Here is a 23,604-nt window from a genome sequence, read left to right on the forward strand (position 1 = left end):
AGCCGCCGTGACAGTAACGCCACGAAGGAGAACCGCCATGACCGCCACCCTGCCCACCACCCTCGACCAGACGCTCCTGCACGGCATGGACCTGGGCGAGCTCCGGCTGCCCAACCGCGTGGTGATGGCGCCGCTCACCCGGGCCCGCGCCGACAACCCCGGTCTCGTCCCCACCGCACTGCACGCCGCCTACTACGGGCAGCGGGCCGGCGCCGGGCTCATCATCACCGAGGGGACCTGGGTCAGCGAACGGGCCGTCGGGTTCGTCAACGTCCCCGGCGTCCACACCGCGGCCCAGATCGCGGGATGGCGCCGGGTCACCGACGTCGTCCACGCCCTCGGCGGCCGCATCGTGCAGCAGCTCTGGCACACCGGGGCCGCCTCGCACCCCGACCACCTCGGCGGCGAACTCCCCGCGGGGCCTTCGGCGATCGACCCCCGCGCCAAGACCTTCACCCCCGGCGGGTTCAAGGAGACGCTCACACCGCGCGCGATGACCGCGGGCGACATCGAGGCGACCGTGGACGAGTTCCGCGCGGCGGCGGCCAACGCGCGGCGTGCCGGGTTCGACGGGGTCGAGATCGGTGCCCTCGGCGCGTTCCTCTTCGCCCAGTTCCTCAACCCGCGGCTCAATCACCGCGCCGACGCCTACGGCGGTGACCGCGCGGGACGGCGGCGGCTGCTGCTCGACGTCGTCGACGCGGTCGTCGCCGAGTGGGAGGGGCGGCGGGTGGGCGTGCGCCTCTCGCCGTACATGGCGGCGACCGAGCGCTTCGTCGTGGACGAGGAGCTGCTCGGCGACTTCGACGAGCTGGTGACGGCGCTGAACGACCGACCGCTGGCCTATCTCCACCTGCGCGGTCCTGACCTCTCGGCACCCGGGGCGACCCCCGACCCCGAGGCGTTCGCGCGCTACCGCAAGCGGTTCGACGGGCCGCTGATCGCGAACAACGGCTTCGACGAGAACTCCGCGAACAGCCTCATCGGCGCGGGAGGCGCGGACGCCGTGTCCTTCGCCACCCACTTCGTCGCCAACCCCGATCTGGTGAGCCGGTTCGCCCTGGGCCGCGAACTGGCCGCCGGTGATCCCGCCACGTACTACCAGGGGGGCGCGGAAGGGTACGTCGACTATCCGGCCGCGGGCTGAGCGCGCGAGGAGTCACGCACCAGGAGGGCCGCCGGTACGACGACGGGGCCCGGCGGCAGCCCGACGGCGCCCTCGATCAGGTCGACGAGAAGGCCGACCGCGGCGCGCGCCGCCCGCTCCGGGTCGAGGGTCACCGTGGTCACGGGCGGGAGCGTCGCCGCGTACCCGGGGTCCTCGCTCGCGCACACCACACGCAGCTCGTCAGGGACCCGCAGGCCGAGGCGCGCCGCGGCGGCAAGGAGCTGACGGCCCCCCGGGTCGTACGCCGCGTACACGGCGTCGGCACGGTCCGGGCCGCGCAACAGCGCGTCGAACGCGCGCCCCTGGCCGTCCGTCACGTCGAAGGGCACGACCAGCGGATCGGCGCCGTGCTCCGCGCACCATCCGGCGTACGCCGCCGTCACCGCGCGCGCGTAGTGCTCGTCGCCGTGGCCGGACTGCAGGGCGACGCGGCGGGCGCCGGCCGCGGCGAGGTGGTCGAGTACCTCGCGGGTGGTGGCCTCGTGGTCGTTGTCGACCCAGTGGTCGCCGGGGCGCGGGTCGCCGGGGGCGCCGTCGAAGACGAGCGGGATGCCGCGGGCGCGCAGCGCGTGCACCATCGGGTCGCCGCGCGGGCTGTCCATGATCAGCATGCCGTCGACGGCGAGGCTGTGCCACGTGTCGTCGGCGGCACGGTCGGCGGGCAGCGTGGTGAGGGCGTAGCCGCGTGCGTGGGCCGCGGAGGTGGCCGCGGTGACGGCACGCGAGAAGTAGGCGACTTCCGTGTAGTTCCAGGCGGTGGCGAACGTGGTCACGGCGATGCCGAGCGTCCGCGTGCGCGGGGCAGTGCGGCGGGTCCCGTAGCCGAGGGCGGTGGCCACCTCGCGTACGCGGCGGCGCGTGGGTTCGCCCACGCGGCCCGTGCCGTTGAGGGCGTGCGAGACCGTCGCGCTCGATACCTCCGCTGCGCGGGCTATGTCGGCGAGGGTGGGCCTTTGCACGGCGGTCATCCTACGGATCCCCGTGCCCAAGGGCCTCTCCTCCACGGAAACCGTCGTCGGCGGCGGGTTCTGGTTAAGGGGTTACTCGCGGAGTGTTCTCCATGCCGCCGCGCCGGATTCTCTCCCGCCGCCCGCCCACCCGTGCCGGATGAGGGCGGCGCTCACCTCGCATCCGCGTACGGGGCGTTCGGCGCCCTGCCCCTGACCCCCTGGAGTCCCCATGCCCCCGTTCTCCCCTGGCTCCCCTGCCTCCCTCTCCCGCCGCACCCTCCTCGCCGCCGCCGGAGCCGCCGGGCTCACCGTGGCCTCGTGGGCGTCCGCGTCCGCCTCGCCCCGCCGCTCCGCCGCTCTGGTCGTGCACAACTCCCGTGTGTTCAGCGGCGCCCGGGGGCACGCCCCCGCGCAGGCCGTCGCCGTCGGGCGGGACGGGAAGATCCTCGCCGTCGGGCGCGACGCCGCCCTCAAGCGGTTCATCGGACGGGACACCGAAGTCGTCGACGGGCGTGGCGGCACCCTCATGAGCGGCATCCACGACGGGCACGCCCACCCCATGGACGCCGCGAGCCGCTCGCTGCGGCCGTCCCTGGCCGGAGCCGAGCAGACCGTCGAGGACCTGCAGAAGACCCTGACCGCGTTCCTGAAGGACTCCGCCGACCAGGAACCCGACGGATGGCTGGTGGTGGAGGACTGGAACCCCGTGGGGCTCCTTCCGCACGGCACCGCTCCGCACCACTCGATGCTCGACGCACTGCCGACCCGGCGTCCCGTCGCGCTGCGCGGCGGCGACGGACACAACATGTGGGTCAACCGGCGTGCCCTGGAGATCGCCGGCATCACCGCGTCCACCCCGGACCCGGTCGGCGGCAAGATCGTCAAGGGCCAGGACGGCAAGCCGACCGGCGTGCTCAAGGACGACGCCCAGCCGCTCGTCGCCCGGCACATCCCCGACCCGGACCAGGAGCAGCTCGCCGCGGCGGCTGCGAAGGTGTTCGCCGAGGCCGCCGCATCAGGGATCACCACCTTCATGGAAGCGGTCGTGGGCAAGGGCGAGTTGGCCCTCTACAAGGCGCTCGCCGAGAGCGGGCGGCTGCCGCAGCGCATCGTTCCCGCCCTGCGCATCGACACCGACAAGACGAAGGACCCGGCGGCGGCGCTGGCGTACGCGCGGGGCCTGCGCGAGGAGTTCAAGGACGTACGCGCGCTGCGCTTCGGCACCGTGAAGGTCTTCCTCGACGGGGTCATCGAGTACCCGGCGCAGACCGCGGCGCTCCTGAAGCCCTATCTCGACAAGGACGGCAGGCCCACCGGCCACCGCGGAGACCTGTACGTGTCGGCGGCGGACTACGGCCGGCTCACCGCCGCCTTCAACGAGGACGGCTGGCAGATGCACGCGCACGCCATCGGCGACCGCGCCGTCCGTACCTCCCTCGACGGGTACGCGTACGCCCTGCGCACGACCGGGGCGCGCGGCCTGCGCAACACCACCGCCCACCTCCAACTCGTCGACCCCGCCGACCTGCCCCGCTTCGCCCGCCTGGGCGTCATCCCCTGCATGCAGCTCCAGTGGGCCACGCGCAACACCTGGACCATGGACGCCCTGCTGCCCTACATCGGAGCCGGGCGGCACCGTTGGCTGTACCCCGCGCGCAGCCTGGAGCGGCACGGGGCGCGGCTCTCCGGTGGCTCGGACTGGCCGGTCGATCCGCTCCAGGTGTGGAACCAGGTGCGTACCGCCGTCGACCGGTTCGGGGCCGAGGGCGAGGGCGTCCTGTACCGCGAGGAGGAGGGCCTCAGCCGCTCGTCCGCCCTGCTCATGCACACCCTCGGCACGGCGCGACAGCTCCGTATGGACCACCTGACGGGGTCGGTGGAAACGGGAAAGTCGGCCGATCTGGTGCTGCTCGACCGTGATGTGACGCGGTGTCCGGTGGCCGATATCAGCTCCTCCGAGGTGCGTCTGACGTTGACCGGAGGCACAGTGGTGCATGACGCCGACTCGTCGGCCGGGCGCGCTGCCGCCGCCCGGGTGACGCGCGCGGCGGCCGGGCCGCGACTGACGGCGCAGGCCGCGGTGCACGGTGGGCGGCACGCGTCGTGCGGATGCGGCTGACCCGGCACGGGCGTGTGGCGTACGGAAACGACGTACGGGAACTTCCGTGCGGAATCGGTGGTTTCCCGTACCGAATCGGTCGTTTCCCGAATGGCCCACCCCAGCGCGTGCGTCATCTCATATCTGAGATAACCTGCGGAACATGGCAGACGATTACCTCGTACGTATCGGCAAGCTCATCCGCGACGCCCGGCAGCACAGGGGTTGGACGCAGTCGCAGCTTGCCGAGGCGCTCAGCACAAGTCAGAGCGCCGTGAACCGCATCGAGCGCGGCAATCAGAACATCAGCCTTGAGATGATCGCCCGTATCGGCGAAGCGCTGGACAGCGAGATCGTCTCTCTCGGGTACGCCGGGCCGATGCATCTGCGCGTGGTCGGCAACCGCCGGCTCTCCGGGTCGATCGACGTCAAGACGAGCAAGAACGCCTGCGTGGCGCTGCTCTGCGCCTCCCTGCTCAACAAGGGACGCACGGTGCTGCGCCGCGTGGCGCGCATCGAGGAGGTCTACCGCCTCCTTGAGGTCCTCGGTTCGATCGGCGTCCGCACCCGTTGGATCAACGACGGGGTCGACCTGGAGATCGTGCCGCCGGCCAAGCTCGACATGGAGGCCATCGACGCGGAAGCCGCGATCCGGACCCGCTCGATCATCATGTTCCTGGGTCCGCTGCTGCACCGCATGGACCGCTTCAAGCTGCCGTACGCGGGCGGTTGCGACCTCGGCACCCGCACGATCGAGCCGCACATGATCGCGCTGCGCCGCTTCGGCCTCGACATCGCCGCGACCGAGGGGCTCTACCACGCGGAGGTCGCGCGTGACGTCGTCCCGGACCGCCCGATCGTGCTGACCGAGCGCGGCGACACGGTGACCGAGAACGCCCTGCTCGCCGCGGCGCGCAGCGACTGCACGACCGTCATCCGCAACGCCTCGTCGAACTACATGGTCCAGGACCTGTGCTTCTTCCTGGAGGCGCTCGGCGTCAAGGTCGAGGGCATCGGCACGACGACCCTCACGGTGCACGGCGTACCGAACATCGACGTCGACGTGGACTACTCGCCGTCCGAGGACCCGGTCGAGGCGATGAGCCTGCTCGCCGCGGCGGTCGTCACGGAGTCCGAACTGACCGTGAACCGCGTGCCGATCGAGTTCCTGGAGATCGAGCTCGCGGTCCTGGAGGAGATGGGGCTCGACCACGACCGCACGGCGGAGTACTTCGCCGACAACGGCCGTACGCGCCTGATCGACCTCACCGTCCGGCCCTCCAAGCTGGAGGCGCCGATCGACAAGATCCACCCGATGCCGTTCCCCGGCCTGAACATCGACAACGTCCCCTTCTTCGCGGCCATCGCGGCGGCGGCGCAGGGCAAGACGCTGATCCACGACTGGGTCTACGACAACCGGGCGATCTACCTGACCGACCTCAACCGCCTCGGCGGGCGGCTCCAGCTCCTCGACCCGCACCGGGTGCTCGTGGAGGGGCCGACCCGCTGGCGCGCCGCCGAGATGATGTGCCCGCCCGCGCTGCGGCCCGCCGTGGTCGTGCTGCTCGCGATGATGGCCGCCGAGGGCACATCCGTCCTGCGCAACGTGTACGTGATCAACCGTGGCTATGAGGAGCTGGCCGAGCGGCTCAACTCCGTGGGCGCGCAGATCGAGACGTTCCGCGACATCTAGCAACGGCCGCGGAACCGAGGCCTCCCGCTACGACCGGGCAACGATCGGCGGTCGTCACTGGAGGCGGGCGAGGGCGCGGTGTTGAGGTGGGGCGCATGGCAGATCGCACCCCCGCCCCCGGCACACGCGCCCTCGTCGTGTTCTGCGCCTCGCTGGCTCTGCTCGCGGCGGGGTGCGGCGGCGAGGACAGCCCTTCCCCGTCGAGCAAGGGCAACCCCGTGGCGACCCCGAGCACTGCTGTCGCGCCGCCCGCGGGCAAGGGATCCGAGGATCCGGACGACATCAACGGGGACGGACACCGCGACCTGCGCCTGCCCGTGACCCCCAGCATGGAGAACGGAGAAGGGCGGACCGCCGTCGTCTTCGGCTCCGCCAAGGGGCTCGACCCGTCGACACACGCCGTGTACGCCTACAGCCCCGGCATCGCCACCACCGCCGACCTGGACGGCGACGGCTACCCCGACTTCGTCTCCGTCGACAGGTCCGCGTCACGACGAGGGGTGCTGGCCGTGGGCTGGGGCAGCCCGAGCGGGCCCGGGACGGACGCGGCGCCGACCCGGATCCAGGCGCCGGACGGCGGGTCGAGCGAGGGCCTGTCCAGGCCGGTGCGGGGCGACTTCGACGGGGACGGACACCACGACATCGCGGCGCTCCGGCAGGACGGTTCCGTGACGCTTGTGTACGGCCCCTTCACCCGCTCCGGCGCCCCGGCCCGCACCGACACACGGTCCGGCGGCGGAAGCCGGCTCGTCGCGGACGACATCGATCCGTCGGGCGAGACGCGCGCGACCGGTCTCCTCGTCCATGAGGACAGCGACGGCGAACAGACGGGCGGGGTCCTCTACCCGGCGCGCGACGAAAGCGGCCTCTCCGACACCTCCGTCCCTCTGCGCAAGGGCAACGCGGTGGCGTTCGGCGACTACGACGGGGACGGCATCCGCGATCTGGCCATCGGCGACGACGGAAGCCGCAACAACGAACCGGACATGGACGAGGCGCCGGAAGTGGCCGCCTCCCTCGCGGTCTATCCCGGCAAGGGCGGTGCGCCGCTCGCCCACAAGATCCCGCCCAGCACCAACTCCTCCTACGGGCCGGGCGACTACACGGCCGCCGACCCCGACGGTGACGGCAAGGACGGCATTCTCGTGGCGACGGACGAGGGCGCGCTGCTGATCGAGGGCGAGAAGCGGACGGAGGTCCTCCGGGAAGGGCCCGCCCGCACCAACGGCAGGAAGGGCCCGGCCCGCTGGCGGCACGCCCGCCCGTATGCCGCCGCCGACTTCGACGCCGACGGCAAGGAGGAGCTGATCCTGAACTGGGCCTCCGGCGTCGGCTTCGGCCTCTACGGCGAGAATCCGACGCATTGGTGGATCACGGACGGCACGACGGCACGGGACATGGCCGCGTTCGCCACGACGTCCTTCACGGGTCGCGGGTAGCTCGCCCGCGCCCCTGCGGCGTCCCCGATTCCCTCACGTGGTCGGCCCGACGCCGTGCGGTTCAGTCGATGACCGCCACTCCGTCCAGCTCCACCAGGCACTGCTCGTCCCACAGCCGGACCGCGCCGATCACGGCCATGGCGGGGTAGTCGCGTCCCGCCAACCGCCGCCAGATGCGGCCCAGTTGGGAGGCCTGCTCGCGGTAGTCGGCGACGTCCGTGGCGTAGACGGTGACGCGGGCGAGGTCGGCGGGGGTGCCTCCCGCGTGACGCAGGGCCGTGAGGAGGTTGGTCAGCGCCCGCTCGAACTGCTCGGGCAGGGTCGTGCCGGTGACCTTGCCGTCGGTGTCGAGCGCGGTCTGGCCCGCGAGGAACACGAGACGGCCACCGGTGACGGTGACGGCGTGCGAGAAGCCGGTGGGCGGGGAGAGTTCAGCGGGGTTGACGCGTTCGAGGCTCATGCGGTGGGCTCCTCAGAGGTGGCGGCCCGCGGGCCGGACTGCGCCGCGTACAACTCCTTGGCGATGATGGTCCGTTGGACCTCGCTCGCCCCTTCGTAGATGCGCGGAGCCCGCACCTCTCGGTAGAGGTGTTCAAGGAGGTGCCCCCGCTGCAGGGCGCGTGCGCCGTGCAGCTGGACCGCGGCGTCCACGACGTACTGCGCCGTCTCCGTGGCAAGCAGCTTGGCCATCGCGGCGCGGCGCGCGATGTCCGGTTCGCCGCGGTCGTACGCGGCGGCTGCCGCGTGCACCATGAGGCGGGCCGCCTCGGTACGGGTGGCCATCTCGGCGACCTGGTGGGCCACCGCCTGGAGATCCTTCAACTTGCCGCCGAACGCCTCCCGTTCAGCGGTGTGCGCGAGCGTCGCGTCCAGGGCGGCGGCCGCCATGCCGACCGCGAAGGCGCCGACGCTGGGGCGGAAGCGGTTGAGGGTGGTCATGGCGACGCGGAAGCCGCGGTCGGGTTCGCCGAGCACGTCCTCGCCGGTGACGGTCACACCGTCGAAGGCGAGTGCGCCGATCGGGTGCGGGGAGAGCATGTCCAGGGGCGTGCCGGTGAGTCCCGCGCGGTCGGCGGGCACGAGGAAGGCGGTGACACCACGGGCACCGGCGCCGGGGGTCGTGCGCGCGAAGACGGTGTAGAAGTCGGCTTCGGGGGCGTTCGAGATCCAGCACTTCTCGCCGGTGAGCCGCCACGCGGACGGGCCGTCCGATGCGGCGCTCAGCGAGAGCGCCGCGGCGTCCGAGCCCGCCCCTGGTTCGGAGAGCGCGAAGGCGGCGACGGCGCGCCCCGCGCGGGCGGGCGCGAGCCACTGTTCGCGCTGCCGCGCGGAGCCGAACGCGGCCACGGGATGCGCACCGAGCCCTTGCAGGGCGAGGGCGGTCTCGGCCTCCGTGCAGGCGTGGGCGAGGGACTCGCGCAGGAGGCAGAGCCCCAGGGCGCCGGAAGCGACGTGCGGGGTGCGGGAGGCGGAACCGGCGCCGGGCCCCTCCCCGGCGAAGAGAGGTTCGAGCAGACCGAGTTCCCCAAGGGCCTCCACGAGGGGGCGGTTCACGCGCCCCGGCTCGCCCTTCTCCGCCAGCGGGCGCAGCCGCTCGTCCGCGAGTGTGCGCAGCTCCGCACACCAGGCCGTTTGTTCCGGATTGAGCGAGAATGCCGTCATGCCGGGCCCCTCCTCTATCGCGCACCGTTGACTGCCGTCACCAACACGATACGCTCGTTGCGCGAGCTCACCACAAGCCCGAACGGCAAGGGGGCGACCCGCTGTGGACGCCAAGAGTGCACTCCGACTCCACCCATCGGCTCACGTGGACACCTTCGCCCGGGATCATCTCCCGCCGCCGGAGCAGTGGCCCGCGTTCGTCCACGACCGGCCCGAGCTGCACTACCCCGATCGCCTCAACTGCGGCGCCGAGCTCCTTGACCGCACGGTGGAGCGGTTCGGCGGCGACCGGCCCGCGTTCCGGTCGGGCTCCGGCGACGTGTGGACGTACGGCGAGCTGCGAAGCCACGTCGACCGGATCGCGCACGTCCTCACCGGCGAGCTCGACGTCCTGCCCGGCCAGCGCGTCCTGCTGCGCGGCCCCACCACCCCCTGGCTCGCTGCCTGCTGGCTCGCGGTGATGAAGGCGGGCGCGGTCGCGGTCACCGTCCTGGCCCAGCAGCGCCCGCACGAGCTGGCCACGATCTGCGAGATCGCCGAGGTCCGCCACGCCCTCTGCGACGCCCGCGCCGTGGACGACCTGATCAAGGCCGGGATTCCCGGGCTCGGCGTCACCACCTTCGGCGGGGAAGCGGACGACGACCTGACGGTGCGCGCCGCCCGGCAACCGGAGGTCTACGAACCCGTCGCCACCTCCGCCGACGATGTCGCCCTCATCGCCTTCACGTCCGGCACGACGGGCCGCCCCAAGGGCTGCATGCACTTCCACCGTGACGTGCTCGCCATCGCCGACACCTTCGCGCGCCACGTCCTCAAGCCGGGCCCTGACGACGTGTTCGCGGGCAGCCCGCCGCTGGGGTTCACCTTCGGTCTCGGTGGCCTCGTGATCTTCCCGCTGCGGGCCGGCGCCTCCTCGCTCCTGCTCGAACAGTCGGGGCCCAGGCAACTGCTGCCCGCGATCGCCGAGCACGGCGTGACGGTGCTCTTCACGGCGCCGACCGCCTACCGCGCGATGCTCGACGAGCTGGGCAAGCCGGACGCCCCGGACATCTCCACCCTGCGGCGGTGCGTCTCCGCGGGCGAGAACCTGCCCGCCGCCACCTGGCAGGCCTGGCACGAGCGCACCGGGCACCGCGTCATCAACGGCATCGGCGCCACGGAGCTCCTGCACATCTTCATCTCCGCCGCCGACGAGGCGATCCGCCCCGGCACCACCGGCCGCCCCGTCCCGGGCTGGCACGCGCGCGTGGTCGACGACTCGGGGGCTCCGGTGCCGGACGGCGAGCCCGGTCTGCTCGCCGTGCGCGGCCCTGTCGGTTGCCGGTACCTGGCCGACGAACGGCAGCTCCAGTACGTACGCCACGGCTGGAACGTCACCGGGGACACCTATGTCCGCGACGCCGACGGCTACTTCACCTATGTGGCCCGTGCGGACGACATGATCATCTCGGCCGGGTACAACATCGCGGGCCCGGAGGTCGAGGAGGCGCTCATGCGCCACCCCGACGTCCTGGAGACCGCCGTCGTGGGGCTCCCCGACGAGCTGCGCGGGCAGAAGGTCGTCGCCTACGTCGTCCCGCGCGCGGGCACCGAACGGGACCCCGACCGGCTGCGCGAGTTCGTGAAGGGCGAGCTCGTGCCGTACAAGTGCCCGCGCGAGATCGTCTACCTGGACGCGCTGCCACGCACCGCGACAGGCAAGCTGCAACGGTTCCGGCTGCGGGAGCCGGGGCCCGTAGAGTGATCACGTGTCCGAGCAGCACACTCCACGGTCCCTGATCGTCACCTTCTACGGCGCCTACGGGCGCGCGGCCCCCGGCCCGGTGCCCGTCGCCGAGCTGGTCAGGCTCCTCGCCCCGGTCGGCGTGGACGCCCCGTCCGTGCGCTCGTCCGTGTCCCGGCTCAAGCGGCGCGGGCTCCTTCTCCCGGCGCGGACGGCCGCGGGCGCGGCGGGGTACGCCCTGTCGCCGGACGCGCGGCAGCTCCTGGAGGACGGCGACCGGCGCATCTACGCCTCTCCCCCGGCCGCGCGGCAGGACGCCGGCTGGGTGCTCGCCGTCTTCTCCGTGCCGGAGTCCGAGCGCCAGAAGCGGCACGTCCTGCGCTCGCGCCTCGCCGGACTCGGCTTCGGAACGGCCGCTCCGGGGGTGTGGATCGCCCCGGCGCACCTCTACGAAGAGACCAGGCACACCTTGCAGCGCCTCCAACTCGCCACCTACGTCGACCTGTTCCGGGGCGAGCACCTGGGCTTCGCGGCGACGGCGGAGGCGGTGGCCCGCTGGTGGGACCTGGCCTCCATCGCCAAGGAGCACGAGGCGTTCCTCGACCGGCACGAGCCGGTGCTGCGGGCCTGGCAGGGGCGTACGGACACCCCGGCGGACGAGGCGTACCGCGACTATCTCCTGGCCCTGGACTCCTGGCGCCGGCTGCCGTACGCGGATCCGGGGCTTCCGGGGGAACTCCTGCCGGACGGGTGGCCCGGCGACCGGTCCGCCGAGGTGTTCACGGCGCTCGACGGACGGCTGCGGGGCGCCGGTGCGGAGTTCGTCAACTCCCCAGCGTGAGGCGGGGCTTGGGCGCGTCCGTACGTCCCGTCTGCGGGCGGCGGCTGCCCGCGCCGTACTGGAGGGGCCAGCTGACGCCCGGACCCGCGTAGCCCTGCTCGGCCGCCGCGTGCAGGGTCCAGTGCGGGTCGTACAGATGCGGGCGCGCGAGTGCGCACAGGTCCGTACGGCCCGCCAGGATCAGTGAGTTGACGTCGTCCCAGGAGGAGATGGCGCCGACGGTGAGGACGGGCACGCCGGTCTCGTTGCGGATGCGGTCGGCGAACGGGGTCTGGTAGGAGCGGCCGTACGCGGGGCGCTCGTCGGAGACGACCTGGCCCGTGGAGACGTCGATCGCGTCGGCGCCGTGCGCGGCGAAGGCGCGGGCGATCTCGACGGCGTCGTCCGCGGTCGTGCCGCCGTCGGCCCAGTCGGTGGCCGATACGCGGACCGTCATGGGCTTGCCGTCGGGCCACAACTCCCTGATCGCGTCGAAGACTTCGAGGGGGAAGCGCAGCCGGTTCGCCGCCGATCCGCCGTACTCGTCCGTCCTGTGATTGGTCAACGGCGAGAGGAATCCCGAGAGCAGATAGCCGTGCGCGCAGTGCAGTTCGAGAAGGTCGAATCCGCCGCGCTCGGCCCGCCCGGCCGCCGCGACGAACTGCTCACGGATCGCGTCGAGCCCGGCCCGGTCCAGTTCGTCCGGGCACTGGCTGTTCGCCTTGTACGGGAGGGGCGATGGCGCGACCAGCGGCCAGTTGCCGTCGTCGAGGGGTTCGTCGATGCCCTCCCACATCAGTTTCGTCGAACCCTTGCGGCCCGAGTGCCCCAGCTGGACGCCGATCGCGGTACCCGGCGCCTGTGCGTGCGCGAAGTCGGTGATGCGGCGCCAGGCGTCGGCCTGCTCGTCGGTGTAGAGCCCGGCGCAGCCCGGCGTGATGCGGCCGCGCTCGCTGACGCACACCATCTCGGTCATGACCAGGCCCGCGCCGCCGAGCGCCCGCGCGCCCAGGTGGACGAGGTGAAAGTCGCCGGGGACGCCGTCCACGGCGGAGTACATGTCCATCGGGGACACGACCACGCGGTTGCGCAGGGTGAGGCCGCGCAGCCGGAAGGGCGTGAACATCGGCGGCGTACCCTCCGGGCAGCCGAACTCGCGCTCGACGGACTCGGTGAAGTGGGCGTCGCGCAGCCGGAGGTTGTCGTGGGTGACGCGGCGGCTCCGGGTGAGCAGGTTGAACGCGAACTGCCGCGGCGGCTGTGCGAGGTAGTCCGGGAGCCGCTCGAACCACTCCAGGCTCGCGCGGGCCGCGCGCTGCGTGGACTCGACGACGGGACGGCGCTCCGTCTCGTACGCGGCGAGGGCCTCGGGGATGCCCGGCTGCTCCTGAAGGCAGGCGGCCAGCGCGAGGGCGTCCTCGACGGCGAGCTTGGTGCCGGAGCCGATGGAGAAGTGGGCGGTGTGGGCGGCGTCGCCGAGCAGCACCGTGTTCCCGTGCGACCAGCGCTTGTTGACGACCGTGCGGAAGTTGCTCCAGGCGGACTTGTTGCCGCGCAGCGCCCGGCCGTCGAGCGCGTCGGCGAAGATCTTGGCGCAGCGTTCGGTCGACTCGTGCTCGTCGAGGTCCGCGAACCCGGCCGCCTCCCACACCTCTTCGCGCATCTCGACGATGACCGTGGACTCGCCCGTACCCGCCGTGGAGAAGGGGTAGCCGTGCAGCTGCATCACGCCGTGCTCGGTCTCGGCGATCTCGAAGCGAAAGGCCTCGAAGGCGAAGTCGGCGGCGAGCCAGATGTAGCGGCAGCGGTGCGTCTCGATGCTCGGCCCGAAGGCTTCGGCCTGTGCCTCGCGCGTGAGGCTGTGCACGCCGTCCGCCGCGATCACCAGGTCGTACGCGGCAGAGAGCTCGGCGGCGGGCGGCGCCTCCGCACGGAAGCGCAGGTCGACGCCAAGGTCCCGGCACCGCTCGTGCAGGATGCCGAGGAGTCTGCGCCGCCCGAGCGCCGCGAAGCCGTGGCCGCCCGAGGTGTGGCGGCTCCCGCGGTGCACGATGTCGATGTCGTCCCAGCGTACGAACTCCGCCTGGAGCGCGGCGTAGACGACGGGGTCGGCGTGCTCGATGCCGCCCAGCGTCTCGTCCGAGAGGACGACCCCGAAGCCGAAGGTGTCGTCCGGGGCGTTGCGCTCCCACACGGTGATCTCGCGCTCCGGGTCGAGGCGCTTGAGGAGGGCCGCCGCGTAGAGCCCGCCGGGGCCGCCGCCGATGACGGCGATGCGGTGGGCCGTTCCCTGGCCGGTGGCTGCCATCGTCAGCGCCCCTGCCACTTGGGCGGGCGCTTCTCCGTGAACGCCGCGTGGAATTCCTTGTAGTCCTCGCCGGTCATCAGGAGGGCCTGGGTCGCCGCGTCCAGCTCCACGGCGGCGGCGAGCGGCATGTCGAGTTCCGAGGTCAGCAGCGCCTTGGTCTGCGCGTACGCCAGCGCGGGGCCGTCGGCGAGGCGGCGGGCCAGGGCCCGTGCGGCCTCGGGGGCCTTACCCTCGTCCGTCAACTCGCTGATCAGGCCGATCCGTTCGGCCTCCGGGGCGCGCACCGGGTCGCCCAGCATCAGGATGCGGGTGGCGTGGCCGAGTCCGACGACGCGGGGCAGGAGGTAGGCCGCCCCCATGTCGCCGCCCGACAGGCCGACCCGCGTGAAGAGGAAGGAGAACCGCGCCGAGGGGTCCGCCACCCGGAAGTCCGACGCGAGGGCGAGCACGGCACCCGCGCCCGCTGCCACCCCGTGCACGGCGGTGACCACCGGGAAGGGGCACTCGCGGATGGCGCGGACGACCTGTCCCGTCATGCGGTTGAAGTCGAGCAGCTGCGCGGTGTCCATGCCGAGGGTCGCGCCGATGATCTCGTCGACGTCACCGCCCGAGCAGAAGCCGCGCCCCTCCCCGCCGAGCACCAGGGCGCGCACGGACTTGTCGCGGGACAGCTCGGCGAGGAGATCGCGCAGGTCGGCGTAGGCCCCGAAGGTGAGCGCGTTCAGCTTGTCGGGGCGGGCGAGGGTGACCGTGGCGACCCCGTCGTCCACCTCGAAGCGCAGGTGCTGCCAGTCGGGGGTGCGGGGGGCGGAGCCGGTGAAGGGACTCATGGCGACGTGCGGCCTCCTCGGTAGGGGCGGCGGCGGTCCAGCTCTTGACGTTCTCGCTGCCTCTCGAAGTTATCACCCATCCGTGACTGCCGTCACGAGCGCGCTATATACGACGCGCGTCACACGTCCCGGCGGGAACTCACGTGGTGACATACACGTCTTTTCCCCTGAAGCCCTTCAGGGCCGGACGTCCCGGACATGCCCGACCGTCGACCCTGTCGACATAGCGCTTAAGATTCGTACGGTTGAAAGCAGGATCGCCTGCTGCCCTGAACGGACACCCCTTGCCCGAACCCTCCGCTCCCACCTCGTGGCGCATCGCGCTGCCGCACACCGCCGCGGCAGTACCGATCGCCCGCGCGCTGGTGCGTACCGCGCTCACGGAGATCGAGTCGCCCGCCGACAGCGACACCGCCGAGCTGCTCACGGCCGAGCTGGTGGCCAACGCGGTGGAGCACACCTCGGGGCACGACCCGATAGAGCTCGTCATCGAGCTCCTGCCGACCGGCTGCCAGGTCGAGGTCCACGACTCGAACCCGCAGCCGCCCGGTGATCTCAGCAATCCCGGCCCGATGAGCGAGCCGGACCCCTGGCAGGAGCACGGGCGCGGCCTGCTCCTGATCCGCACCCTCAGCTCTTCCTGCGGTCACCGCCCCACCGACTCCGGCAAGGCGGTCTGGTTCACACTCCCCGCGGCGTAGCCGGCTCGGCCTCTGCGGCCTTGCCGAGCCGGGAGTGACGGCGCCCGTACAGCGCGTACACCAGGGAGCCCACGACCAGGAACACGGCGAACTGCACCCATGTCGTCCAGCCCGTGCCCCAGATCAGGTAGAGGCAGAAGCCCACGCCGAGGACCGGGCTCACCGGGTAGAGCGGCACCCGGAAGGTGCGCTTCAGCTCCGGCGCCGAGCGGCGCAGCGCGAGCACCGCGACATTCACCACGACCATGATCGCCAGCGTGCCGATCGTCGTCAGGTTGACCACCACGTCGAGCGACGAGAACGCGGCCGGGACGGCGAAGACCGCGGCGACGATCCAGGTGTTGGCGACCGGCGTCGACGTCTTCGGCGACACCCGCTCGAAGACGCGCGGGATGAGCCCGTCGCGGGACATCGACATCAGGATGCGGGTCTGTCCGTACATCACGGCGAGGACGACGGACGCGATGGCCACGACGGCGCCGAAGGCGATGATGCCGCCGCCGACCGCCGAGTCGGTGACCTGGTTGACGACCAGCGAGAGCGCGGCGGGCTTGTCGGCGACCGCGTCCGCGCCCAGAGCGCCGATCGCCCCGAGGGCGACGGCGACGTACAGCAGCGTGGCGACTCCGATGCAGATCAGGATGGCGATCGGGATGTTCCTGCGGGGGTTCTTGACCTCTTCGCCCGCCGTGGTGATCGCGTCGAAGCCGATGAACGAGAAGAAGGCGAGCGAGGCGCCCGCGGTGATGCCGGAGGCTCCGGCGCCCGCGAACGGGGTGAGGTTGCCGGCCTTGAACGCGGTGAACGCGATCGCGAGGAACAGCAGCAGGATTCCGATCTTGAGCATGGCCATGGCGGCGGTCGCCCGCGCGCTCTCGCGGATGCCGCGGACGAGCAGCACGGCGGCAAGCAGGATCACGACCACGGCGGGCAGGTTCACGACGCCTCCCTCGCCGGGACCGGCGGAGAGCGCGTCGGGCAGGTGCCAGCCGGTGAGGCTTTCGAGCAGCTCGTTCAGGTACTGGCTCCACCCCACCGCCACGGCGGACACGGAGACGCCGTACTCCAGGAGCAGGCACCATCCGACGAGGAACGCGGTGCGCTCGCCGAGCGAGGCGTACGCGAAGGAGTACGAGCTGCCGGAGACCGGAATCGCGCCGCCCAGCTCGGCGAACGAGAAGGCGGTGAAGATGCAGGTGACGGCGGCCAGGAAGTACGAGACGGCGACCGCGGGGCCCGCCTCGGCGACGCTGTCGGAGAGGCCGACGAAGATGCCGGTGCCGACGATCGCGCCGACGCCGAAGCACACGAGCTGGAACAGGCCCATCGTGCGCTTGAGGCCGTGGCCTTCCAGGTCGGCGCCCGATTCGGCGACGAGGAGTTCGGGGGACTTGATGCGGAGTCCTGCCGGACCGGTCGAGCGCATGCGGTGGTTCTCATTTCGGTGGTGCGGGGAGCGGCTGGGGTGTGCCGCAAAAAAGCGGGGCCGGGGGAAGGTGTTCCCCGGCCCCACCCGTGTGAGCGTGAGGTAACGCGTTCAGGCGAGCGTGGCGACGAGGACCGCCTTGATGGTGTGCAGGCGGTTCTCGGCCTCGTCGAAGACGACGGAGTGCGCCGACTCGAAGACCTCGTCGGTGACCTCGAGAGAGCTTAGACCGTGCCGGTCGTGGATCTCGCGGCCGACCTTCGTGCCCAGGTCGTGGAAGGCCGGGAGGCAGTGCATGAACTTCACGTCGGCGTTGCCCGTGGCGCGCAGGACGTCCATGGTCACGGCGTACGGCGCGAGCGCCGCTATGCGCTCGTCCCAGACCTCCTTGGGCTCGCCCATGGAGACCCAGACGTCGGTCACGACGAAGTCGGCGCCGGCGACGCCCTCGGTGACGTCCTCGCTGAGCGTGATCCGCGCGCCGCTGCCCTCGGCGAGCTTGCGGGCCCGGGCCACGACGTCGGCCGCGGGCCAGTAGGCCTTGGGGGCGACGATGCGTACGTCCATGCCGAGGAGCGCCGCGGTGATCAGGTACGAGTTGCCCATGTTGAGACGGGCGTCACCGAGGTAGGCGAAGGCGATCCCGGTGAGGGGCTTCGTGCTGTGCTCGGTCATCGTGAGCATGTCGGCGAGCATCTGGGTGGGGTGCCAGTCGTCGGTCAGGCCGTTGTAGACGGGCACACCCGCGTGGGCGCCGAGCTCCTCGACCGTGGACTGGGCGTCGCCGCGGAACTCGATGGCGTCGAACAGCCGGCCGAGCACCCGGGCGGTGTCCTTCACGGATTCCTTGCTGCCGATGTGGGATCCGCTCGGATCGAGGTACGTCGTCGACGCGCCCTGGTCGGCGGCGGCGACCTCGAAGGAGCAGCGCGTCCGCGTGGAGGACTTCTCGAAGATCAGCGCAATGTTCTTGCCGCGCAGGTTCTGCGTCTCGGTCCCCGCCTTCTTGGCCGCCTTCAGCTCGGCGGCAAGATCGATCAGGCCGCGGAACTCCTCGGCGGTGAAGTCCAGCTCCTTCAGGAAGTGGCGGCCGGTGAGGTCGATGGCCATGATGGCGCTCCAGGGGTACGCGTAAGGGGACACTGGAAGTCTATACGACACTCCACATTTCTATACAGGCCCATTTTCCGCGGCCCGGCCGTCCCGCTCCGGCACGGTCCCGCTCCGGCTCAGTCGACGGCATCCCGCTGCACCGGACAGCTCATGCACCGCGGACCGCCCCGGCCACGCCCCAGCTCGCTGCCCAGGATCTCGATCACCTCGATGCCCTCCTTGCGCAGATGCGTGTTCGTCGTCGAGTTCCTCTCGTATGCCACGACGACGCCCGGCTCGACCGCCAGCACGTTGCAGCCGTCGTCCCACTGCTCCCGCTCGGCCGCGTGCACGTCCTGGGTGGCCGTGAGCACCCGGATCCCCGGCAGCCCGAGCGCCGCCGCGATCGCCCGGTGCATGTGCTCGGGCGGATGGTCGGTGACCTTCAGCTCCCGTCCGTCGACGCCCGGCTCGATGGTGTACGAGCGCAGCATGCCCAGGCCCGCGTACTGCGTGAACGTGTCGCTGTCGACCATCGTCATCACCGTGTCGAGATGCATGAACGCGCGTCTCTTCGGCATGTCCAGCGCCACGATCGTCTGCGCCGAGCCCGCCGCGAAGAGCTTGTGCGCGAGCATCTCGACCGCCTGCGGCGTGGTGCGCTCGCTCATGCCGATGAGGACCGCGCCCCGGCCGATCACCAGGACGTCACCGCCCTCGATGGTCGAGGGGTAGTCCGACTGCCCCTGTGACCACATGTGGAATTCCTCGGCCCGGAAGAGCGGGTGGTGCTGGTAGATCGCCTCGAAGTGCACGGTCTCGCGCTGCCGAGCGGGCCAGCGCATCGCGTTGATGGAGACGCCGTCGTATATCCACGCCGAGGTGTCGCGCGTGAAGAGGTGGTTGGGCAGCGGACCGAGCAGGAAGTCGTCCAGGTCCATGCAGTGGAAGCGCACGGACGTCGGCTCGGGATGGCGCTCGAGGAACTCCCGCTTCGTCATCCCGCCGACCAGCGCTTCGGCGAGCTCCGCCGACGGCAACGTCTCGAACGCGGCCCGCAGATGGTCCGTCGCCAGCGGACCGTACTCCTTCTCGTCGAAGACCCGGTCGAGCACGAGCAGGCGCGCCCCGGGCACGTCCATCGCCTCGGTCAGCAGGTCACCGAAGAGGTGGACGGCCACCCCGCGGTCGCGCAGCACGTCGGCGAATCCGTCGTGTTCCTGGCGGGCCCTGCGGACCCACAGGACGTCGTCGAAGAGCAACGCGTCCTTGTTGGTCGGCGTGAGCCGCTTGAGCTCCAGATCAGGGCGGTGCAGGATCACGCGGCGCAGCCGCCCGGCCTCGGAGTCGACATGGAATCCCATGGGGTCCATCTTTCCCCTGCCGGACGGCCGACGCCCGACGTTGACCAAACCCCGGGTCCCGTTGGCCGAAGCCCGAGTTCACGGGCCGAAGCCTTGTTCACGGGCCGAAGCCGGAATTCGTGGCCCGAGGCCGGGTCTCGTCGGTTAGAGCCTCGGGTCCACCGGCTCCGACTCCAGGGCCAGGACGGCGAACACCGCCTCGTGCACGCGCCACAGCGGTTCGCCTGCCGCGAGGCGGTCCAGGGCCTCCAGACCGAGGGCGTACTCACGGATCGCCAGCGAGCGCTTGTGACCCAGGAACCGGTTGCGCAGCTTGTCGAGGTGGTCGGGGCGGGTGTACTCCGGGCCGTAGATGATCCGGAGGTACTCGCGTCCGCGGCACTTGATGCCGGGCTGCACGATCCTGCCCTTCGCGTCCCTGACCAGCGCCTCGACCGGCTTGACGACCATGCCCTCGCCGCCGCGGCTGGTCATCTCCAGCCACCAGTCGATGCCTGCCTGGACCGACGCCTCGTCGCCCGTGTCGACATAGAGCCGCCGGGTGGTCTGCAGCAGGCCGGTGCCGTCGTGCTCCACCATGCGGTCGATCAGGCCGAGCTGTTCGTCGTGCGGGAGGGCGGCGAGGCTGCGGCCCTGGACGGCCAGGATCTGGAACGGCGCGAGACGCACGCCTTCCAGGCCCTCGGTCGGCCAGCAGTAACGGCGGTAGGCGTCCGTGAACGCGGCTGCGTCCACGGCGCGTTCCCGCTGCTTGGCCAGGAGCCCGCCGGTGTCCACACCGCGCGCCGTCGCCGCTTCCAGGGCGGCTATCGCGCCGGGGAAGACGGCTCCGGACGCGGCCCCCACGGCCGCGTACTGCGTGCGGAGCAGACCGGAGGCCTTCAGCGACCAGGGCATCAACTCGGCGTCGAGCAGCAGCCAGTCGGTGTCCAGCTCCTGCCAGAGGCCCGCCTCGGTGACGGCGGTGCGCAGGCGGCCGAGTATCTCTTCGGTGACCTTCGCGTCGTCCAGGAAGGGGCGGCCCGTGCGGGTGCAGAGCGAGCCGGTCGGGCCGTCCACGCCGAAGCGCTCGCGGGCCACGTCCGCGTCGCGGCACACCAGGGCCACGGCACGCGAACCCATGTGCTTCTCCTCGCACACGACCCGGCCGACCCCGTCACCGGCGTACGACGCGAAGGCCTCGGCCGGGTGCTCCAGGTAGCCCTCACGCTGCGATGTCGCGGTGGGCGCCATCGTCGGCGGGAGGTACGGAAGGAGCCGCGGGTCGACGGCGAACCGGCTCATGACCTCCAGGGCCGCCGCCGCGTTCTCCTCGCGCACCGCGACACGTCCCGCGTGACGGGTCTCCACCGCGCGGCGGCCGTGCACGTCGTTCAGGTCGAGCGGCCGCCCGTCGTGGCCGCCGGGGGCCTCGGTGCGCAGCGGCCTGGCCGGTTCGTACCAGACCCGCTCCGCCGGTACGTCGACCAGTTCGCGCTCCGGCCAGCGCAGCGCGGTGAGGCTGCCGCCGAAGACGGCGCCGGTGTCCAGGCAGATGGTGTTGTTCAGCCAGGTCGCGTTCGGCACGGGGGTGTGGCCGTAGACCACGGCGGCGCTGCCGCGGTAGTCCTCCGCCCACGGATAGCGCACGGGCAGGCCGAACTCGTCGGTCTCGCCGGTCGTGTCGCCGTACAGCGCGTGCGAGCGCACACGGCCCGATGTACGCCCGTGGTACTTCTCGGGCAGGCCCGCGTGGCAGACGACCAGCTTGCCCCCGTCCAGGACGTAGTGCGAGACGAGGCCGTCCACGAACGTGCGCACGCTCGCGCGGAACTCCTCGCTCTCCGCCTCCAACTGCTCGACGGTCTCGGCGAGTCCGTGGGTGTGCTGGACCTGGCGGCCCTTGAGATAACGGCTGAGCTTGTTCTCGTGGTTGCCGGGGACGCACAGGGCGGTGCCGTCGCCGACCATCGACATCACGCGGCGCAGCACACCCGGGGAGTCCGGGCCACGGTCGACGAGGTCGCCGACGAACACGGCCGTACGCCCTTCGGGGTGCGTGCCGTCGACGTAACCGAGCTTGCCGAGCAGTGTCTCCAGCTCGGCGGCGCAGCCGTGGATGTCGCCGATGATGTCGAAGGGGCCGGTGAGGTGGGAGAGGTCGTTGTAGCGCTTCTCGGTGACGATGGTGGCGTGGTCGACCTCCTCCACCCCTCTGAGGACGTGGACCTTCCTGAACCCTTCGCGCTCCAAGTGCTTGAGCGAGCGCCGCAGTTCGCGCTGGTGGCGCTGGATGACGCGGCGGGGCATGCCGGCCCGGTCGGCGCGCTGTGCGTTGCGCGCGGCGCAGACGTCCTCGGGCACGTCCAGGACGATGGCGATGGGCAGGACGTCGTACTGCCTGGCGAGATCGATCAGCTGCTTGCGGCTCTCGCTCTGCACGTTCGTCGCGTCGACGACGGTGCGGCGGCCTGCGGCGAGGCGCTTGCCCGCGATGTAGTGCAGCACGTCGAAGGCGTCGCCGCTCGCGCCCTGGTCGTTCTCGTCGTCGGCGACGAGGCCGCGGCAGAAGTCGCTCGAAAGCACCTCGGTGGGCTTGAAGTGCTTGCGGCCGAAGGTGGACTTGCCGGAGCCGGTGGCGCCGACGAGGACGACGAGGGAGAGGTCGGTGACGGACAGCACGCGCCCCGCGGGAACGGCTTCCGTGCTGGTGCTGGGGCTGGGGCTGGGGCTGTAACTGCTGCCGGTGCTGTTGCTGATTTCGTTCGTCATGCCGCCCGCACCTCCTTCGCGTTCTGGTCGGCCCTGCTGGTCTTGCCGGTGTTGTCGGTCTGGGTGAAGACGGCCATCTGGGTCGGCGGGCCCACCTCGGGGTCGTCGTCCCCGACGGGCACGAACTCCACGCCGTACCCGTGCCGTTCGGCCACCTGCCCGGCCCACCCCCGGAACTCCTCGCGCGTCCACTCGAACCGGTGGTCGCCGTGCCGGACGTGCCCGGCGGGGAGCGTCTCCCAGCGGACGTTGTACTCGACGTTCGGCGTCGTCACGAGAACGGTGCGCGGCCGCGCGGAGCCGAACACCGCGTACTCGAGGGCGGGCAGCCGCTCCTCGTCGAGGTGCTCGATGACCTCGCTGAGCACAGCGGCGTCATACCCCTTCAGCCGCTTGTCGGTGTACGCGAGCGAGCCCTGGAAAAGCTTGACGCGCCCGGCCTGTCGCTCGCCCATGCGGTCGAGCTTCAGCCGCCGCGAGGCGATGGTCAGCGCCCGCATCGACACATCGACACCGGCGATCTCGGTGAACCGGGTGTCCTTGAGCAGCGCCTGCACCAACTGGCCCTGGCCACAGCCGAGGTCGAGCACCCGTCCGGCCCCGGCCGTCTCCAGCGCCGCGAGTATCGCCGCACGTCGCAGCACGGCGAGCGGCACGGGCTTGTCCGCACCCTCCTCGGCATCCGGGTCGGCGCTCTCGTCGTCGACCGCGTTGTCGAGGTCGTCGACATCCGTGTCGTCCGCGTCGGCGAGCCGCACCAGTTCGAGCCGGTGCATGGCCTCCCTGGTCAGCGACCAGCGCCGGGCCAGATAACGGCTGGTGATGAGCTTCTGCTCGGGGTGGTCCGCGAGCCAGCCGTCACCGGCACGCAGCAGTTTGTCGACCTCGTCCGACGAGACCCAGTAGTGCTTGGCGTCGTCGAGCACCGGGAGAAGGACATAGAGGTGCCGAAGCGCCTCCCCGAGGGTCAACTTCCCGTCGGGCACGTCGAGTACGAGGTGGACGTACCGCGAGTCGCCCCACTCGGGGAACTGCTCGTCCAGCGGCACGCGCGTCACCGTGACCGTCCAGCCCAACGGCTCGAACAGCTTGCGCACCAGGTCCGCGCCGCCACGCGCCGGCAGCGCGGGCACCTCGACGTGCAGCGGCAGCGGCTGCCCTGCCCGCTCGGGCCGCGCGTTGCACACCCCGCGCATGGCGCTGGAGAACACCGCGCTCAGCGCTACGGCGAGCAGCGAGGAAGCGGCGTAGGGCCGGTCGTTCACATACTGCGCGAGCGCCGCGTCGGGTGCCCCACCCCGCCCCTTCCCCTTGCCCCGCCGCACCAGCGCCACGGGATCCACCTCGAGCAGCAGCGCGGCGGTGCAACGCTCCACGGACGCCTCGGGGTACAGGACGTGCGCGGTGCCGTACGACGTGGAGAACCGCTGCGCTTTGTCGGGATGCTTGTGCAGCAGGAATCCGAGGTCGGTCGCGGGGCTCTCAGGGGTACCGGAGGTACTGATCGTCAGGAACACGGGTATGCCTCGAAACGCAATCTGAACTGCGGAAACTTACGGGTTGCGGCTCCAGCGCGCCT

Annotated in this window: 17 protein-coding genes; 7 read left to right on the forward strand and 10 right to left on the reverse strand. The window is 71.6% G+C overall.

Features of this window, described 5'->3' with window-relative positions; genetic code table 11:
- Nucleotides 1-37: 37 nt before the first annotated feature.
- Entirely contained in the window at nt 38-1,147 is a 1,110-nt protein-coding gene (locus ACWGIH_RS13240; RefSeq protein WP_453443258.1) for an alkene reductase, read from the forward strand.
- Here ACWGIH_RS13240 and ACWGIH_RS13245 read toward each other — a convergent pair.
- Nucleotides 1,129-2,136 (reverse strand): LacI family DNA-binding transcriptional regulator, encoded by a 1,008-nt coding sequence (locus tag ACWGIH_RS13245; RefSeq protein WP_453443260.1) that lies wholly within the window; start codon nt 2,134-2,136, stop codon nt 1,129-1,131. The two genes, ACWGIH_RS13240 and ACWGIH_RS13245, sit on opposite strands and share 19 nt — an antisense overlap.
- A 211-nt stretch (nt 2,137-2,347) precedes the next feature.
- Between ACWGIH_RS13245 and ACWGIH_RS13250 the strand changes: the two genes are divergently transcribed.
- The 3 genes from ACWGIH_RS13250 (at nt 2,348) to ACWGIH_RS13260 (ending at nt 7,348) form a co-directional block, all read left to right on the forward strand.
- Nucleotides 2,348-4,237 carry an amidohydrolase gene (locus ACWGIH_RS13250; RefSeq protein ID WP_453443262.1) on the forward strand — a complete coding sequence of 630 codons (1,890 nt, stop codon included), beginning with the start codon at nt 2,348-2,350 and terminating at the stop codon, nt 4,235-4,237.
- 142 nt (nt 4,238-4,379) lie between these two features.
- Nucleotides 4,380-5,909 (forward strand): helix-turn-helix domain-containing protein, encoded by a 1,530-nt coding sequence (locus ACWGIH_RS13255; protein ID WP_160507723.1) that lies wholly within the window; start codon nt 4,380-4,382, stop codon nt 5,907-5,909.
- Nucleotides 5,910-6,004: 95 nt separating this feature from the next.
- A complete protein-coding gene (locus tag ACWGIH_RS13260; protein ID WP_453443264.1) occupies nt 6,005-7,348 on the forward strand; it encodes an FG-GAP repeat domain-containing protein in 1,344 nt (447 codons plus the stop codon).
- Between the two features lie 61 nt (nt 7,349-7,409).
- Here the strand turns inward: ACWGIH_RS13260 and ACWGIH_RS13265 are convergent, their stop codons facing one another.
- Nucleotides 7,410-7,808 carry a RidA family protein gene (locus ACWGIH_RS13265; RefSeq protein WP_453443266.1) on the reverse strand — a complete coding sequence of 133 codons (399 nt, stop codon included), beginning with the start codon at nt 7,806-7,808 and terminating at the stop codon, nt 7,410-7,412.
- Nucleotides 7,805-9,010, reverse strand: a complete 1,206-nt coding sequence (locus ACWGIH_RS13270; RefSeq protein ID WP_453443267.1) for an acyl-CoA dehydrogenase family protein — start codon at nt 9,008-9,010, stop codon at nt 7,805-7,807. Before ACWGIH_RS13270 ends, ACWGIH_RS13265 begins: the two co-directional genes overlap by 4 nt.
- Before the next feature lie 103 nt (nt 9,011-9,113).
- On the opposite strand from ACWGIH_RS13270, the gene ACWGIH_RS13275 reads away from it, so the two are divergent.
- Together ACWGIH_RS13275 and ACWGIH_RS13280 are read left to right on the forward strand one after the other, a co-directional pair.
- A complete protein-coding gene (locus ACWGIH_RS13275; protein WP_453443269.1) occupies nt 9,114-10,754 on the forward strand; it encodes an AMP-binding protein in 1,641 nt (546 codons plus the stop codon).
- A gap of 4 nt (nt 10,755-10,758) precedes the next feature.
- The gene (locus ACWGIH_RS13280; RefSeq protein WP_453443271.1) at nt 10,759-11,574 is read left to right on the forward strand and encodes a PaaX family transcriptional regulator; all 816 of its coding nucleotides are present in this window, start codon (nt 10,759-10,761) and stop codon (nt 11,572-11,574) included.
- Here the strand turns inward: ACWGIH_RS13280 and ACWGIH_RS13285 are convergent.
- Together ACWGIH_RS13285 and ACWGIH_RS13290 are read right to left on the reverse strand one after the other, a co-directional pair.
- On the reverse strand, nt 11,558-13,861 hold the full coding sequence (locus ACWGIH_RS13285) for a bifunctional salicylyl-CoA 5-hydroxylase/oxidoreductase (protein WP_453443272.1): 2,304 nt from the start codon (nt 13,859-13,861) through the stop codon (nt 11,558-11,560). The genes ACWGIH_RS13280 and ACWGIH_RS13285 overlap by 17 nt on opposite strands.
- A gap of 2 nt (nt 13,862-13,863) precedes the next feature.
- Complete coding sequence (locus ACWGIH_RS13290; protein ID WP_453443274.1) at nt 13,864-14,691, reverse strand: enoyl-CoA hydratase family protein; 828 nt, start codon at nt 14,689-14,691, stop codon at nt 13,864-13,866.
- 284 nt (nt 14,692-14,975) lie between these two features.
- Between ACWGIH_RS13290 and ACWGIH_RS13295 the strand changes: the two genes are divergently transcribed.
- On the forward strand, nt 14,976-15,392 hold the full coding sequence (locus tag ACWGIH_RS13295; RefSeq protein ID WP_453443276.1) for an ATP-binding protein: 417 nt from the start codon (nt 14,976-14,978) through the stop codon (nt 15,390-15,392).
- Here the strand turns inward: ACWGIH_RS13295 and ACWGIH_RS13300 are convergent.
- The 5 genes from ACWGIH_RS13300 to ACWGIH_RS13320 all read right to left on the reverse strand — a co-directional run bounded on the left by ACWGIH_RS13300 (nt 15,373) and on the right by ACWGIH_RS13320 (nt 23,542).
- Nucleotides 15,373-16,818 carry an amino acid permease gene (locus ACWGIH_RS13300; protein WP_453443278.1) on the reverse strand — a complete coding sequence of 482 codons (1,446 nt, stop codon included), beginning with the start codon at nt 16,816-16,818 and terminating at the stop codon, nt 15,373-15,375. The two genes, ACWGIH_RS13295 and ACWGIH_RS13300, sit on opposite strands and share 20 nt — an antisense overlap.
- A gap of 111 nt (nt 16,819-16,929) precedes the next feature.
- Nucleotides 16,930-17,928 carry an ornithine carbamoyltransferase gene (gene argF / locus ACWGIH_RS13305; RefSeq protein WP_453443280.1) on the reverse strand — a complete coding sequence of 333 codons (999 nt, stop codon included), beginning with the start codon at nt 17,926-17,928 and terminating at the stop codon, nt 16,930-16,932.
- Nucleotides 17,929-18,047: 119 nt separating this feature from the next.
- Nucleotides 18,048-19,274 carry an arginine deiminase gene (locus ACWGIH_RS13310; protein ID WP_453443281.1) on the reverse strand — a complete coding sequence of 409 codons (1,227 nt, stop codon included), beginning with the start codon at nt 19,272-19,274 and terminating at the stop codon, nt 18,048-18,050.
- 144 nt (nt 19,275-19,418) lie between these two features.
- The gene (locus ACWGIH_RS13315) at nt 19,419-22,025 is read right to left on the reverse strand and encodes a polynucleotide kinase-phosphatase (RefSeq protein ID WP_453443283.1); all 2,607 of its coding nucleotides are present in this window, start codon (nt 22,023-22,025) and stop codon (nt 19,419-19,421) included.
- Entirely contained in the window at nt 22,022-23,542 is a 1,521-nt protein-coding gene (locus ACWGIH_RS13320; protein ID WP_453443284.1) for a 3' terminal RNA ribose 2'-O-methyltransferase Hen1, read from the reverse strand. The genes ACWGIH_RS13315 and ACWGIH_RS13320 overlap by 4 nt, the downstream gene beginning before the upstream one ends.
- Nucleotides 23,543-23,604: the final 62 nt, after the last annotated feature.

Source organism: Streptomyces sp. NPDC054872 (genome assembly GCF_053610705.1).